The sequence below is a fragment of the Azonexus hydrophilus DSM 23864 genome, assembly GCF_000429605.1.
GTDB lineage: Bacteria > Pseudomonadota > Gammaproteobacteria > Burkholderiales > Rhodocyclaceae > Azonexus > Azonexus hydrophilus.
The window spans coordinates 120,641-134,372 of the sequence record NZ_AUCE01000011.1 but is presented as its reverse complement, the minus strand read 5'-3'; the positions used below and the strand labels follow the sequence as shown (position 1 = coordinate 134,372).

Sequence of the window (13,732 nt, the reverse complement as noted above, 5' to 3'; positions counted from 1 at the left end):
TGGCGGGCTTCTCGGGATTGTTCACCAAAAGTTCACCAAATGTTTACCAAATCCGGCTTGGAATCAGGCGGTTTTGACCTCGATCCACTCAGCGCCGCGAGTATCCCGATAGATGGCCGTCATGTCGGCCGACTTGTGCCCAAGTAGGGCTTGAGCGTTGATTCCCTGTTCTGCATAGAGGCGAGCCGACAGGGAGCGCAGTTCGTGAAAGCTGGGCGGCGTTTTCTCTTCAGGCCACTGTATGCCGGTCAGGTCGCGGGCTTCAGCAAAGAAGGCGCTCAGTGTGTGGCCTCGGATGGCATCGCCGGGCTTGGCGCGGCCAACGTGGCGAATGTGATGCAGGAAGCAGGGACTTATAACCGCATCCCGACAGCGTTCAATCACCTGGCCGACTGTCAGACCGATGGCTTCAAGCTTCAGATCAAGGGGAATGCACACCTTGGCGCCGGTCTTCTCCTGAGTGATCCATAGCTTTCCATCTTTGACGTTGCGCGGCCCTAGCTTTGCCAGGTCGGCCCGGCGCTGGCCGGTGACGATTGCCAGTTCCATGCTGTGCTGCACCCAGGGTGGCATGCTGGCGGCTGCCTTGTGGATGGCTTGGTAATCGGCGAGTGTAAGGCGTGCCCTGGCGACTTCATGGCGCGGCGCTCTTGTCGGTTCAACCGGGTTACTGTCGGTCCAGCCTGCTGCCATGGCTTCCCGGAACAGATCGAGCAACAGAGAGCGCACCGCCTGTCCCATGCGCGAATGCCTCTTCCATTGCGCGAGGAATTCGGCAATGTGCCGGGTGGTTATTGTTCCGATCAGGTCGCCGCCGTGCTTCTCACGCAGTGCCTTTAGGCGCTGTCGATAGGTACTCAGGGTTCCGGTGGAAAGCTTGCGATCTTGCAGAATTGTTTCGTACCGGTCACACCAGGCGTCCAAGGTGTTGCCTTGCTCGCCATCGAGGCGATTTACCAATCGAGGCTGAGCAAGGCTTTCCGTTAATGACAGGTTCGCTTCCACCGCTTCATTGACGGCCTTTCGCTTGTCTTTCCCCAACGAATAGACTTTGCCGTCTCTTGGGTCGGTCCAGGCGTAATACCCCCGCCGAACATAGAGGTTCGGCGGCAAGTCTCGGGTGGCAGCGGATCGGCGACGGCCCATGTGATCAACGGGCGATGCGATCCACCAAGCGGCCGGAGCCCTGCAGCCTGGCTGCAGGCACTGCAGGTGTCTGGCTGCGATAGTCGCAATATCGGGCGCTTGGGCTGACGTAGTAGGTGCGCCCGTGTTTTTCGGGTGCTGGCACAATCAGCGCATCCCGCGCCCAGCGGCGCAGGGTGTTGATGTGGGGCGAATGTTTGCCATAGGTGGCAACTGCCCAGGCTTCGAGGGTAATGAGGCGGGCGGACATTATTTGATCCTTTTCAGCAGAGCGCGTTCGTTGGCTTTTGCCAGCAGTTTGGGCGCAGGCTTATGCCCGGGGGAAATAGTCCGGATATAGGCTTGCAGGCGGCGAATGTTGGTTCCTGCATCGAGTTCGCGGCGAAGGTGGAAAACACGTTCTTTCATGATGAGGCCCCTTATCCTGTGGCGCGGCTGAGTTCAGCGGCCGGGTGGTTGAATTCAATGATTTCGGCAGTGCGGACGCTTGCCAGCAGGCCGGCGATTCTTTCCTGCATTGACTCCAGTTCGGCGGCAATCTGGCGAGATTTCGCGTTACCACGCAGTGATGCGTTTTCAACTTCCAGGGCATCTACCTGGCTTTCCAGCTTTTCCACATGCAACATGAGGATTGAAAGCCGGTGGTAGAGCGCTGGCAGTCCGTTTATCTCTTCCGGCTTAACAGACAAGCGGCCAACATCCGGTGAAACCAGTTCGCCCGTTTGGCTGTTGATGAACCAGCCATCCCAGTGCTTATGGGAGAGTCGCTGAGTTGCTGACGCACACAGCAGGCGCAATGCCTCGAATGCAGCCCGTGGCGTTTCAATTTCCCCAGACTCCCAGCGGCAGATTGTTGTTCTATGAATGCCCAGGTATGCGGCGCATTGCTCCGTTGTGAGCCTGAGTATTGTTGCGCGCATGAGTCGGAATCGCGCCCCGGTAACAGGGCGCCAAGGCTCCGATTCGATAAGCCAAGCTGGAAAATGGCCGTCGAATACTTGAGCAAGTTCTCGGGCTTGCCTGCTGTGCAACCATTCGGGGTCGGCGCCTCTCATGCCGGCGGCCCAATCCGAACGCTTGCTTGAGCTTTTGACCTTGTTGCGTAGTTTTCTGGAATTGCTATGCTGTTTGGTAGCCATGCTCGAATGCTCCAATCATTCGGTTGTGGTCGGGCGGCAACCTGGCTGGCGCGCTGGCGTTGCTGCCCATTCTTTTCCCCGCCTCTTTCGTGCCGTGCTGGCGCACAGAATCTGTCCTTTTCCACAGAGGGCCGGTGAAAACCCCAATCAGAAAACCATCGGCATCTTTGGCCGTGGATTCCCATTCGTTTTCGGGCTTCCACCACGGCGGGTTCTTCGTAACTGCTTGATCTGTAGAGCGCGTACAGTTATTTACACAAGTCCAAGGGGGCAAAGCATCGGCCGCTTTTGCTCGGCGAAACGGTGTCCAGACGCGACGATTTGAGCGAAAAATTCGCTCCCGGCAGTGGGTGAGGGCAACACCAACCGGCCGCGCTGTAACGCTCAGTCCGTAGCGCCCCTGAATCTGTTTATCTTCAGTTGCCACCGTCAGCAGGTAATCGGATCGCTTGAGGCCAACGCCACCGCAGGCCCGCAGGAAGCTGGCAAAATCGGCCTGGTGTTCTTCGGTCTTTTGGGCCGCTTCGTGTGCTTCCTTGATGGCTGCCGGGGCGCCGGCTATGCCTTCGCGTGGAATCCGGCGAAGTTCTCGCCAGATCGAAACCGGGGGCACGCCGAACGACTGAAACTGCCTGATGCTGTGCGATCTTGCCCAGGCTTCGGCCCTGGCTGCGCTCTCGTTGGCGGCTACGCCCTCAAGGTCTGATTCGAGCCCTTCACCGTCAATGTTCTTGCAGACGTACTTGACCAGGTAGCCCACTGCTGAACCACGCTCCCGGCGAATCTCTTCCACCTTGAAGCGGTATTTGTTGGCGCCCGGCTCATTGGGCGAGTCTTGCAGTGCGTAATCGCGCATGATGGCGATGACCTCTGCCTTGCGCTCTTGATCGACAAACACCAGCATGTGCCAGTGGGGCGTGCCGTCGTGGTGTGGTTCGGCGATGCGCAAGCCATACGGCCGGATGCCTAGGCGCTCGAACTTCGCCCGCATACGCCCCCAGTTCGTTTGCAGGTAGGCATGACCGTCACGCGGCTTGCTGCCGTCGTGTGTTGGATTGGTCTGGCTGCTCCTGTGCAGGCGGGCGTGCATGCGTGCTGGGCAGGTCAAAGTGACGAATAGGCCGACGTGACCAAGATCAAGGGCAATTTCCTCATAGCCCTTGGCTCGGGTCATCAGTTCGGCCCGGCGTAGCGCTTTGTTTGCCAGCCCGCTATCGGCGATATCGGCAAGGCTCATGATTTCGCCGTCTTCACTGACAAGTTCGGTTGCTTCCAGGGTGTTGCGGTTGCGGCGGTTCTGTTGCTGCCGGCGGGAAAGCGCTTCGTTGGAGCAATAGGGGCCAGCCTTGGCGTGGACGTAGCCAAGCGCAATGGCGAGGTTTTCTGACTGCTCGCTGTGAATCCGGCGTAGCTGCCGGCGCCACCAGTGCTCATCAGTCATGCGGGCAATCGCCTGACCATCATCGAACTTTGCCGGCGGCTGTTCGATATCATTCCGGCGGCAGTAGCGCTCCAGGGCGGCGCGGCCGTTTTTACGTTTGATGGTTTGCAGCAGGGAACTTGCTTCCTTGGCCTTTTGCTGGGCAAGGTCACAAATATCCCGGTCACTGGCATCTGCTGGAATTAGGCACTTGGCTGCCAGGTCTCCTATTTCCAGTAGCCAAAGATTGGCACCGGTCTCCCCGATGTTGCGGAGCAGCGATTCCCATTCGCTGACAGCCCTGATCGCCATGCGCTTGGGCAAGGTGGCAACCATCCGGTTCTTGAATTCTTCGGATAGCGCTGACTGCTCGCGCTCAATCTGCCGAATCATGGCACCGTGTTGCCGGCGCTTGATTTCGGCGACTGTCAGTTGATTTTGATTCACGGCGTTATCCATGGCGGCGCATCTCAAAATCCAGCGCAGCAAGGAACAGGGAAGACTTCCCGCCGTTGTGCTTTTCGGCATACCGCATTGCCGCCCAATACCCCCATTTGCGGGCGTTCTTTGCGGCATATACCGCTGCGACGGATGGAGTCATTCGCAGTCCCTCAGGGCTTCGGCCCGCAGGACTTGAAAGCGGGCGCCGGGGTAGGCCTGCTCGGCACGGCTGGCAACGCCTTTGGCGATGTGCGGCGCAACGTAGCCAGCGGCTCTCTCGCTCTTGGTGCATGGTGTGAAATATCCACCCAGCCAGCCCAGAAACATGCCGGCTAGGTGTGGATCATGTCGGGAGCCGCGTTCAAAGCGGATGACGTAACTTGCCCCTTGGGGCTGCTGCTGGCGCGCAGTCATGGCGGTTACCTCAGTGCGTTGCTTTAGGGAGTGGGCTTTGCTGCCGGGCAAACATGGTCAGGCCAACCAGGGCCGCAATGACCATAATCGCGGTTCCGGAACCTTTTCCAGTCAGCATGGAAACCGGGGCTATGGGATTCATTCCTCACCCCCTTCCGAATTGTTGGCGCCGACCGTCTCAGCAGGCATTGCTTTGGCCGCTGGGGGCGGGCTACCGACGATGGCAATAGGAGACGTTGCAAAGAACGTAGCCAGCAGATCGGCATGCGTTGTCGGTTCAACACCGGCTGGCAGGGCGGAAACGATGTTGCGGCCTTGCAGGATGCGGAAGAGCAGATAGTTTTCAGCCATGGCGCCGAACAGTTCGCGCTGTTTGGCTTCGGTCTCTTCGTCATAGGTGCTGAGGAATCCACCCTTGAGCGGCGATTGAAGAATGGTGGCGATACGATCATCGTTTCCATCCATGCGCTCGAGAATTTGATCGACTGCCGCCGGTTCCACCTGGTCGCTGACGTAGAAGCACATACGGGAGACAGGTCGAACCATCGCGCCGCCATGGGCCGGCGTCTTCTGCTGCCCGGCCTGGTCTTGGTCGGTTGCCTGATTGGTGGCCGTCACTGTTTCGGTGAAGTCGATACCTTTCAGGGTGTAATAGTCGCGCAGGCCTTCGAGGAAAGGCATGTCCGGCACGAAGCGGCCGGTTTCGAAGTTCTTCAGCTTGTGGCCGGGAAGGTTGCTCTCTTCGATTACGTTGGCTTGGGTCAGACCCAACTGGAAGCGGGAGGCGCGTGACTGCTCCGCAGTGATTGGCAGAGTGGTAGGGATTTTCATGTTCGTGTTTAACTCCATGTGTAGTGATGTGCGATCAGAATAGCGCTGTTCGCAAAAAAATACAACTGTAGTGAAACTCGAATTTTCGGGCAAAAAAAACCGGCATTTCTGCCGGTAATTTTCCGTCTCTGCTTTAGCTCATGGCTTCAGCTTTAGCCGCAATTTTTCGTTGAATTTCGGCCATGAATTCGGGGTCTTTGGATTTTTCTGACCACCCCGTGAACTCAGCCGGGCTGCCTGTTCCTAGTAGCTCTGCAAAGACCTCTGCCATTGCCGATATTTGCCGATAAGTTCCTTTGTCCTTAGCTTCAACCATTGATGCAATAAGGGTAAGCAGTGCCTCCAATTCATCTTCGCTCAATGACTGCATTACGACGGGCAGAACGAGCATTGAAACCATCATCATCAGCGGGCTATTTCGCAGCTTGATTAGGGCGGCCAATCCCTCTCGCTTTTTTAATGGCTCCTCTGTTCCGCAAAGTAGCCAATTGGGGGTCGCTTCCAGAACCTCTGTCAGTAGCAACAGTTCCCGTGATCCTGGCTTCGTCCTTCCTGATTCATAGTCATGAAGTGAGGTGCGTGATATTCCAGTTGCCTTGTGAATGTCCGAAAGGGATAGATTTTTTCTTTCCCTAGCCTGGCGAATTCGCACCGCCAGGCCGTCTGGCCGGCTGCTTTGTTCAGGTCCGTTTTCTTTTTTTGGTGCTGGAGACAAGGCGCATTCCCAATGGTTAAACCGCCCGGTAGCCCTTTAGTTATGCGGCTTCCAGACAGTTGCGGTAGGCCCGAACTATAGCCCCCGACTCCCCTTGCCGTCAAAGTGACGAATGGGCCGAAAAAAAACCCGCCGAGTGGCGGGCTTGCTACATTTTAAGCGCTCATGCGGCTTTTCGTTGCTTGGATGTTTGGCGAGTTTTTTGGGCTGCCGCTTGCTCTTTCTGCTCTTCTTGCTTGGCCGCAACCAATTCGTTGAGGAGGCGCTTTTTCTCGCAGTCGACAAAACGCTTGAGAATCTGGCGCATCAAAGTTTGATAGCCAATTCCATTGTTGAGCGCGGCAATCGCTTTGAAGTCATCGATCAGCGACTTATTCAGCCGAATTGAAATCAATTGCAATCCTGCTGACTCGTCGATCATCGCTTCGATATCGTCATCCGCTTTTTTTACAAAGGCTGCGTCTGCTCCGAGCGATCTGTCGTCCCAAGCTTCATCCGACGCGCGAATGAGTTCCTTGTTCATGGTAATCCCCAATTTGATGTTGCTAATTTGGCCTACAAGCCGTACTTCGTGTATATACGCTTTTCATCAGCGTTCGGGTCGTAGGCGGTACGAATAATAATGTTGCCTTCTTTAGCGATGAAGGCGATTTTTAGCAATCGGCCGTAGTCCGTTTCTGCTATGAACCATCGTGTTGGCGGGTCTGAGTCATGATCTTCCCTTTCGTCTAACAAGTAGCTGCCGGTGCGATTTGTGAAACATTGAGCAATCTCCTCCTGCGTCACAGGGGGTTTCTTGTTTGCCAGTTTTTCACGAACTTTTGCTGAAATCGTCAGAGGCATAGACAGCAATACGGATAGGATGGTTCATGTATTGTATATACAACACGCAGCTTGTGCCAACATTTTCACACGCTTCCCCACTCTTTCCGACATAGATTTCGATATGTCTATAGGCAGCGATGTTCAATAAGTTTGTTTACCAAATTGTCTGCTAAGTCTTTGATTCTTAGCGTGCGAAATGGTGCGTGTTTGGGGGTTTTCGAGTCGTTTAAAAGTCCACTAAGTCACTGGTAAGCCTACAGAAAATCAAATTGTTCCTACTGCGCATGGTGTGCACCGTTCATTGATCACAGGCCGGGTTGGCGTCCTTTCCTCAGCCACTTCAGCAACTTGGCGAAAAGTTCCTCCGGGGTGACCGGTTTCGGGATGAAATCGTCCATGCCGGCCGCCAGGCAGAGTGCGCGGTCCTCGGCGAAGGCGTTGGCGGTCATGGCCAGGATGGGGATGTCGGCGCACGCAGGGTCCTGGCGGATCGCCTGGGTGGCTTCGAGGCCGTTCATGCCGGGCATCTGGACGTCCATCAGGATCAAGGCGTAATGCTGGCGGCCGCAGGCAGCTAGCGCCTGGTAGCCGTCTTCGGCGACGTCGACGATCAGGCCGGTGTCGCCGAGCAGCATGACGCTGATTTCTCGATTGATCGGCTCATCTTCGACGAGCAGTATGCGCTGGCCGGCGAAACTGCTGCCCAACTCCTGTTCCGCAGCATTGTCCGGGAGCGCCGCCGATGATTCACGGGATGTCTGCTGGATGCGCAGGCGGGCCGTCAGCCAGAAGGTACTGCCTTGGCCAGGTACGCTGTCCACTCCGGTTTCGCCACCCATCATCGCGGCCAGTTTGCGGGTGATGGCCAGACCCAGTCCGGTGCCGCCATAACGTCGGGTGGCCGAGTTGTCGGCCTGCTCGAAAGCGGTGAACAGGCGTGGCAGGGTGTCGGCAGGAATCCCGATGCCGGTGTCGCTGACCGAGAAGCGCAGCAGGATGTCCTGGCAGGTTTGCTCGAGGATTTCGATACGGATGGTGATGCTGCCGGCCTCGGTGAATTTGGCCGCGTTGGCTGCGTAATTGAGCAGCGCCTGCTGCAGTCGGGTCTGGTCGCCGAGCAGCGGGGGCAGTGCCGGTGGCAGGCTGATTTCCAGGTGCAGGCTTTTTTCCTGGAGCTTGTCCTGCAGGATGCCGGTGATGCTGTTGAGTATTGCCGGAATATCCAGCCGGTTCTCTTCCAGAGCAAATTTGCCGGCCTCGATTTTCGACAGGTCGAGTACCGCATTGATGATTTCCAGCAGGTGCCGGCTGGCGTTCTCGAGTTTGTCCAGCCGCTCGCTTTGCGGTTCGCTCAGTCCGGCCCGGCGGATCATGTAGGCCATGCCGGTGATTGCATTGAGCGGCGTGCGGATTTCATGCGACATGTTGGCGAGGAAGGCACTTTTGGCCACGTTGGCGGCTTCGGCGGCGTCCTTGGCGTGTTGCAGGTCGCGGGTGCGCTGTTCAACCTGTTCTTCGAGATGCTGGCGATAACGCGCGAGCTCTTCGGCCGTGGCCTTTTCGCGGGTGATGTCGTAGCAGAAGCCGATGAAGCCGATGAACTCGCCTTGGCTGTCGTAGCGTGGCGTGCCGTCATCGCGTATCCAGCGGTATTCGCCGTCGGCGTGACGCAGGCGATATTCCATCGAGAATGCCTGCCGGCGATCGAAGTGATCGACATAGATGGACAGGCAGTGCGTGAAGTCGTCCGGATGCACGCCTTTCGCCCAACCATTGCCCAGTTCGTGTTCCAGTGGCTGGCCGGTGAATTGCAGCCAAGTCGTATTGAAATAATTACAGCCCTTGTCCAGGCCGGAGGTCCAGATCAGCGCAGAGCCTGAGTTGGCCAGCGTGCGGAAGTGCTGCTCGCTCTCACGCAAGGCGGCCTCGGCCTGCTTGCGTTCGTTGATGTCGGCGATGATGCCGACCAGGCCAAGCACGCTGCCATCCGGTGCATAGAGGCGACGGCCGGTCAGATGGCCCCAGAATTCGCTGTGATCGCTGCGCCAGTAGAGGCGTTCCAGATCGACTGCGTCGATGGCGCTGGCCAGCAGCGCGAGCATCCGTTCTCTGCCGGCTTCCCTTTCGTCCGGGTGGATCAGCGAGACATACTCACTGCCGATCAGTTGGTGCAGCGGAATGCCGAACATTTCGGCCATGCGCTGGTTGGCATGGGTCAGGCGGCCCTGCTGATCGACCAGCAGGATGGCGACGCTGGATGCCTGGAAAATCTGTTCGAGCAGTGCCTCGCGTGCTGCCAGTTCGGCCTCGGCCGCCTTGCGTGCCCGCATGTCGGTACAGAAGCCCATGACCTGACCACCGGGCAGGATGGTGGTGCGCATGGCAACCGGGATTTCGTGGCCGTCACGGTGACGAATGCTCATCTCGGTGTCGTGGCGGCCGCCTTGTTTGATGATTTCGAACAGTTCGTCGTGCTGTTCGGCTTGCTGGTCCGGCGCCAGGTCGGTAATCGACATTTCGAGCAGGCGTTCGCGCGGATAGCCGGTCAATTCGCAGGCCGCTGGGTTGACCTCGCGGTAATGGCCATCGGGATCGGCAATGAAAATGCCGACCGGCGCCGTTTCGACGTAATTCCGGAAGCGCGACTGGCTGTGCAGCAAGCGCTCGGTATCGCGCAGGTGCTGCCGCCAGAAGCGGTCAACCAGCCAGGCGGCAAGCAGGGTGACGAGTAGGAAGACGGCGCCGAAGGCACCGAGCTTACGGGCTTCGTCATTCCAGCTTTCCAGATAGTCCTGCGGGGCCATGCCGACGGTGAGGATGAACGGCATGTTGCGCACTCGCCGGAAGGCATAGGAGCGTTCATAGCCATCCGGTGCACGGGCGGTATGGAAGCTGCCGCTACTGACCCCGGAATTGAGGAGGTCGAGGAATTGCGGCGAGACGAGCTTGTGGCCAATTTGTCCGGCTTCGCCATCGACCTTCGGGTAGCGGGTGATCAGTCCCAGATTTTCATGCCGGATGACGGCGGAACCGTGGGGGCCAAGATTCAGCTGCGCCAGTTGTGCGGTCAGGTGCGCAATCGGGACGGCGGCGGCAATTACGCCGGCAAAGCTGCCATCCGGGTGGCGATAGGAGCGGGTAAAGGCGATCACCGGTATGCCCGAAACACGGCCGATGATCGGGGGGCTGAGCAGCATGAACTGGCCGGGGACCGCCTTGTGTTCGGCGAAGAAAGTTCGATCGGCATAGCTCGCCGGGGCTTGGCGATTGACGCCCTTACCCCACAGAACCCGCCCTTGTTGGTCGGTGATCCGGAAGGCATCGACTTCGGGAACCCGTTCGGCCTGTACGCGCAGCATCTCGGCGATACGGGCATCGTCGAGGCGATGATTGCGCAGGTCGGCCTCCATGCTATCGACCATAGCCAGCAGGGCGAGATCGATGTGCCTGGCAGTTTCGGCGATATTCGTCTCAAGCAGGTTGGCCAGGTTGCCGGTGGTGTCGTAGACCGCCTGGGTATTTCGTTCCCGACTGTATTGCAGGCTCTGGATGCCAACGGCGAAAACGATGGTGTTGATCAGCAGGACGAATGCCAACAGCCAGCCCCGGAGGTGCGGGTGGGTGGTCATGGCGTCGGTGCTTGTGGGAGACAGGATCGTGTTCCGTGGTGGCGTGACAATTCGGTGACAGATTACACCTTCTGCCGGCGTTAGAATCGGGTTTGCATCTGTTGAAGGAGGCGCCATGCCTGAATCATTGATCCTGCGACCCCTGGAGCGCGAAGACCTGCGCTTCGTCCACGAACTGGACAACAACGAAACGGTCATGCACTACTGGTTCGAGGAGCCTTACGAGGCTTTCGTCGAACTGGCCGATCTTTACGACCGCCACATCCACGACCAGAGCGAGCGCCGCTTCATCGCCGAGACGGCGGGTGAGCGGGTTGGCCTGGTCGAGCTGGTCGAGATCAACCACATCCATCGTCGGGCGGAATTCCAGATCATCATCGCGCCGGCGCATCAGGGTAAAGGATATGCGACCGTCGCCACGCGGCTGGCGATGGATTACGCCTTCACCGTGCTCAACCTGTACAAGCTCTACCTGATCGTCGATTGCGACAACGAACGCGCCGTGAATGTCTATGCCAAGCTTGGCTTCACCGAGGAAGGGCGTTTGCGCGAGGAATTCTTCGTTGACGGCGAATACCGCGACGTCTTGCGCATGGCCATGTTTCAGCCGGAATACCTGCGCCGGCGCAAGGAGCTGGCGGCGACCACCTGAGGTCGCCGCCAGCCGTCGTCAGAAGCCGATCTTGCGGCTGCGCCCCATGCGGGCCTGGTCGAAGTCTCGGCTTTCCAGCCAGTTGCGGCCTTCCAGCTTGGCCGTGCCGAATGCCGACAGCAGGCGCTTCTTCATGTCGCGCGGCGGCAGCGAGGCCAGGCGTTCCAGGACGCCGTCGTCGGCCTCGGGCGGGAAGCCCCAGTCGTGCTCGTTGATGCAGTCGCGGTAGAGCGCGCGGGCGATGCTCAACGAAGCATCGTAGTCGGGGCGCGGCACTTCGTAGACGTTCATCCGGTTGAGGATGGGCTCCGGGATGCTGCGTTCGTCGTTGGCCGTGGTCACCCACAGGATGTGCGAGGCGTCGATGTCGATATCGACGAACTCGTCCTTGAAGGCGCGGGCGGTGTCGTGTTCGAGCAGGCTGTAGAGCGCGCCCATCGGGTCGTAGCGCGAATCGCCGCCGGCCTTGTCGATCTCGTCGAGGACCACGATGGGGTTGGCGTAGTCGCCATGCACCAAAGTGTGCGCCACCTTGCCGGGTTTGGCGTTGTTCCACTGCGCCGAGGCACCGGAGAGGATCCAGCCGGCGGTGAGCGAACTCATCGACACGAATTCGTGGCCGGTACCCAGACGAGCCGCCAGTTCGCGGGCGAAGTGAGTCTTGCCGATGCCGGGTTCGCCAAGCAGCAGGATGGGCGTGAAGTGCATCGGCTCGCTACCGGCGACGGCCAGCGCCAGATGCTTCTTGATGTCGTCGATGACTTCGCCGAAGTTGGGGCAGGTGTCGTACAGGTCGTCGACCATGTCGGTGCCACTGGGGCGGATCAGGAAGCGGCCACCGCCGCGCTGCTTCATCTTTTCGTAGAGCGCGCCCAGGGCTTCGTTACGGTTGCCGGTGGCCTCGTCGAGGGCGCGGTCGATGGCCGCGACGTCGTAGATGGTGCGCTCTTCGGCGACGGTGAGTCGGATGTCGGTGTGTGCCATGATGACTTCCTCCTGGACGGCTTGCCTGATTTAACGGAGCCAGGACGACCCGGCTTGAGTCGTCTCGGCGACACCGTCAACGAAGCATTTCCCGTGCCGGTTCACGGCATCCAGAACGAAGCCTTCTGGTCGACGTGGATTTCCGGGTTGTCGACGTCGCTGATGCGGAAGCTGATCGGGTGCGAGCCGGCGTCGGCGCTGCCGGGCTCGACCCGCACCGACAGGGCGATTTCCTGCATGCCGGCGGCCGGGACGCTGGCCCGGTCGGCGCCGTTGATGGCGATCCCGGGCAGGCCGCTGACCTCGATGCGGAAGTTGCGCGGCTGTTCGCTGGCGTTGGTCAGATGCATGCGGAAGGCGTTTTCGATGTCGCCATTGTCGCTTTCCCGATAAAGCGCCGCGCGTTCCTTCTCGATGCCGACCTTGAGCGGGGCACGGGTCGCCAGCGACCAGGCGCTGACGCCGCCGATGAGCAGGAATGCACCAAGATAGAGCATCGGCCGCAGGCGCCAGGTGCGGCGGATGATTTCCTGGCGGCCGAAACCCTGCTCGACGGCGTTTTCGGTCGAGTAACGGATCAGCCCGCGCGGATAGTTCATCTTGTCCATGACCTGGTCGCAGGCGTCGATGCAGGCGGCGCAGCCGATGCATTCGAGTTGCAGGCCGTCGCGGATGTCGATACCGGTCGGGCAGACCTGGACGCAGATGCTGCAGTCGATGCAGTCACCCAGGCCGATGGCTTTGGGATCGGCATTTTTTGCCCGGCTGCCGCGCGCTTCGCCGCGTTGCGCGTCGTAGGCGACGATCAGTGTGTCGCGGTCGAACATCACGAACTGGAACTGGGCATACGGGCAGATGTACTTGCACATGTGCTCGCGCAGGAAGCCGGCCATGCCGTAGGTGGCGCCGCCGTAGAACAGGATCCAGAAGATTTCCCAGGGGCCGGTGGCGCCGCTGGCGAAGCCGCCGAGCAGATCGCGGATCGGCGTGAAGTAGCCGACGAAGGTGATCCCGGTCCACAGCGCAATTGCCAGCCAGATGGCGTGCTTGAGCGATTTCTTCAGCAACTTGTCGCGGCTGTTTGGCGCCGCGTCGAGCTTGATGCGTTGCGGCCGGTCGCCCTCGATCCACTTCTCCACCCACAGGAACATCTCCGTGTACACCGTCTGCGGGCAACTGTAGCCGCACCACAGGCGCCCGGCGACGGCGGTGAACAGGAACAGCGCCAGCGCCGACAGGAGTAGCAGGATGGTCAGGTAGATGGTGTCCTGCGGCCACAGCACCAGGTCGAACAGGTAGAAGCGGCGCTGTTCCAGGTCGAAGAGCACGGCCTGCCGGCCGTTCCAGGGAAGCCAGCACAGTCCGTAGAAGACGATCTGGGTGAGCCAGACGAAGGCCATGCGCCAGTTGTTGAACAGGCCGCTGACCGAGCGCGGGTAGACCTTGACGTTGGGGTCGGGCACCGGTTTGATTTCGATGGTCCGCTTGCCGGGGGATTGCTTTACCATGGGGTCCGAAGGGTTTTGTATAACATGT

The 13,732-nt window shown here is 59.2% G+C and carries 14 protein-coding genes; 1 reads left to right on the top strand and 13 read right to left on the bottom strand.

From position 1 onward, the window contains the following. Positions 1-63 precede the first annotated feature (63 nt). From G471_RS0101175 to G471_RS18150, 11 genes are all read right to left on the bottom strand, one after another. Positions 64-1,146 (bottom strand): phage integrase Arm DNA-binding domain-containing protein, encoded by a 1,083-nt coding sequence (locus G471_RS0101175; protein ID WP_028993697.1) that lies wholly within the window; start codon positions 1,144-1,146, stop codon positions 64-66. A 4-nt stretch (positions 1,147-1,150) separates the two neighbouring features. Next, positions 1,151-1,396, bottom strand: a complete 246-nt coding sequence (locus G471_RS18550; RefSeq protein ID WP_081700055.1) for an excisionase — start codon at positions 1,394-1,396, stop codon at positions 1,151-1,153. Beyond that, positions 1,396-1,554: a hypothetical protein gene (locus tag G471_RS18975; protein ID WP_157272420.1), complete on the bottom strand. Its 159-nt coding sequence runs from the start codon at positions 1,552-1,554 to the stop codon at positions 1,396-1,398. Before G471_RS18975 ends, G471_RS18550 begins: the two co-directional genes overlap by 1 nt. Before the next feature lie 11 nt (positions 1,555-1,565). Next, positions 1,566-2,285: a hypothetical protein gene (locus G471_RS18970; RefSeq protein WP_157272419.1), complete on the bottom strand. Its 720-nt coding sequence runs from the start codon at positions 2,283-2,285 to the stop codon at positions 1,566-1,568. Continuing rightward, positions 2,266-4,164, bottom strand: coding sequence for a replication endonuclease (locus tag G471_RS16345; RefSeq protein WP_051295199.1), 1,899 nt, complete (start codon positions 4,162-4,164; stop codon positions 2,266-2,268). The genes G471_RS18970 and G471_RS16345 overlap by 20 nt, the downstream gene beginning before the upstream one ends. Before the next feature lie 138 nt (positions 4,165-4,302). Beyond that, positions 4,303-4,560 (bottom strand): hypothetical protein, encoded by a 258-nt coding sequence (locus G471_RS0101160; RefSeq protein WP_028993695.1) that lies wholly within the window; start codon positions 4,558-4,560, stop codon positions 4,303-4,305. Between the two features lie 138 nt (positions 4,561-4,698). Then, positions 4,699-5,391: a hypothetical protein gene (locus tag G471_RS0101155; protein WP_157272418.1), complete on the bottom strand. Its 693-nt coding sequence runs from the start codon at positions 5,389-5,391 to the stop codon at positions 4,699-4,701. Positions 5,392-5,524: 133 nt separating this feature from the next. Continuing rightward, positions 5,525-6,106: a helix-turn-helix domain-containing protein gene (locus tag G471_RS18545; RefSeq protein WP_081700053.1), complete on the bottom strand. Its 582-nt coding sequence runs from the start codon at positions 6,104-6,106 to the stop codon at positions 5,525-5,527. Positions 6,107-6,269: 163 nt separating this feature from the next. Continuing rightward, complete coding sequence (locus G471_RS0101145) at positions 6,270-6,629, bottom strand: hypothetical protein (protein ID WP_028993692.1); 360 nt, start codon at positions 6,627-6,629, stop codon at positions 6,270-6,272. Between the two features lie 32 nt (positions 6,630-6,661). After that, entirely contained in the window at positions 6,662-6,949 is a 288-nt protein-coding gene (locus G471_RS0101140) for a BrnT family toxin (protein WP_028993691.1), read from the bottom strand. Between the two features lie 287 nt (positions 6,950-7,236). Next, entirely contained in the window at positions 7,237-10,560 is a 3,324-nt protein-coding gene (locus tag G471_RS18150) for a PAS domain S-box protein (protein WP_051295198.1), read from the bottom strand. A gap of 115 nt (positions 10,561-10,675) precedes the next feature. Here G471_RS18150 and speG point away from each other — a divergent pair, with 115 nt between their 5' ends. Continuing rightward, positions 10,676-11,212, top strand: coding sequence for a spermidine N1-acetyltransferase (speG, locus tag G471_RS0101130; protein WP_028993690.1), 537 nt, complete (start codon positions 10,676-10,678; stop codon positions 11,210-11,212). A gap of 18 nt (positions 11,213-11,230) precedes the next feature. Here the strand turns inward: speG and G471_RS0101125 are convergent, their stop codons facing one another. Both G471_RS0101125 and ccoG read right to left on the bottom strand, forming a co-directional pair. Next, the gene (locus tag G471_RS0101125; protein ID WP_028993689.1) at positions 11,231-12,196 is read right to left on the bottom strand and encodes an AAA family ATPase; all 966 of its coding nucleotides are present in this window, start codon (positions 12,194-12,196) and stop codon (positions 11,231-11,233) included. A gap of 101 nt (positions 12,197-12,297) precedes the next feature. After that, a complete protein-coding gene (ccoG, locus tag G471_RS0101120) occupies positions 12,298-13,704 on the bottom strand; it encodes a cytochrome c oxidase accessory protein CcoG (protein ID WP_028993688.1) in 1,407 nt (468 codons plus the stop codon). Positions 13,705-13,732: the final 28 nt, after the last annotated feature.

Excerpts from the sequence above, each read along its gene's own strand:
- G471_RS0101140 (WP_028993691.1), bottom strand. The coding sequence starts at position 6,949 with ATGCCTCTGACGATTTCAGCAAAAGTTCGTGAAAAACTGGCAAACAAG.
- G471_RS16345 (WP_051295199.1), bottom strand. The coding sequence starts at position 4,164 with ATGGATAACGCCGTGAATCAAAATCAACTGACAGTCGCCGAAATCAAG.
- G471_RS18975 (WP_157272420.1), bottom strand. The coding sequence starts at position 1,554 with ATGAAAGAACGTGTTTTCCACCTTCGCCGCGAACTCGATGCAGGAACC.
- G471_RS18150 (WP_051295198.1), bottom strand. The coding sequence starts at position 10,560 with ATGACCACCCACCCGCACCTCCGGGGCTGGCTGTTGGCATTCGTCCTG.
- G471_RS18970 (WP_157272419.1), bottom strand. The coding sequence starts at position 2,285 with ATGGCTACCAAACAGCATAGCAATTCCAGAAAACTACGCAACAAGGTC.
- G471_RS0101145 (WP_028993692.1), bottom strand. The coding sequence starts at position 6,629 with ATGAACAAGGAACTCATTCGCGCGTCGGATGAAGCTTGGGACGACAGA.
- G471_RS0101155 (WP_157272418.1), bottom strand. The coding sequence starts at position 5,391 with ATGAAAATCCCTACCACTCTGCCAATCACTGCGGAGCAGTCACGCGCC.
- speG (WP_028993690.1), top strand. The coding sequence starts at position 10,676 with ATGCCTGAATCATTGATCCTGCGACCCCTGGAGCGCGAAGACCTGCGC.
- G471_RS0101175 (WP_028993697.1), bottom strand. The coding sequence starts at position 1,146 with ATGGGCCGTCGCCGATCCGCTGCCACCCGAGACTTGCCGCCGAACCTC.
- G471_RS0101160 (WP_028993695.1), bottom strand. The coding sequence starts at position 4,560 with ATGACTGCGCGCCAGCAGCAGCCCCAAGGGGCAAGTTACGTCATCCGC.
- ccoG (WP_028993688.1), bottom strand. The coding sequence starts at position 13,704 with ATGGTAAAGCAATCCCCCGGCAAGCGGACCATCGAAATCAAACCGGTG.
- G471_RS0101125 (WP_028993689.1), bottom strand. The coding sequence starts at position 12,196 with ATGGCACACACCGACATCCGACTCACCGTCGCCGAAGAGCGCACCATC.
- G471_RS18550 (WP_081700055.1), bottom strand. The coding sequence starts at position 1,396 with ATGTCCGCCCGCCTCATTACCCTCGAAGCCTGGGCAGTTGCCACCTAT.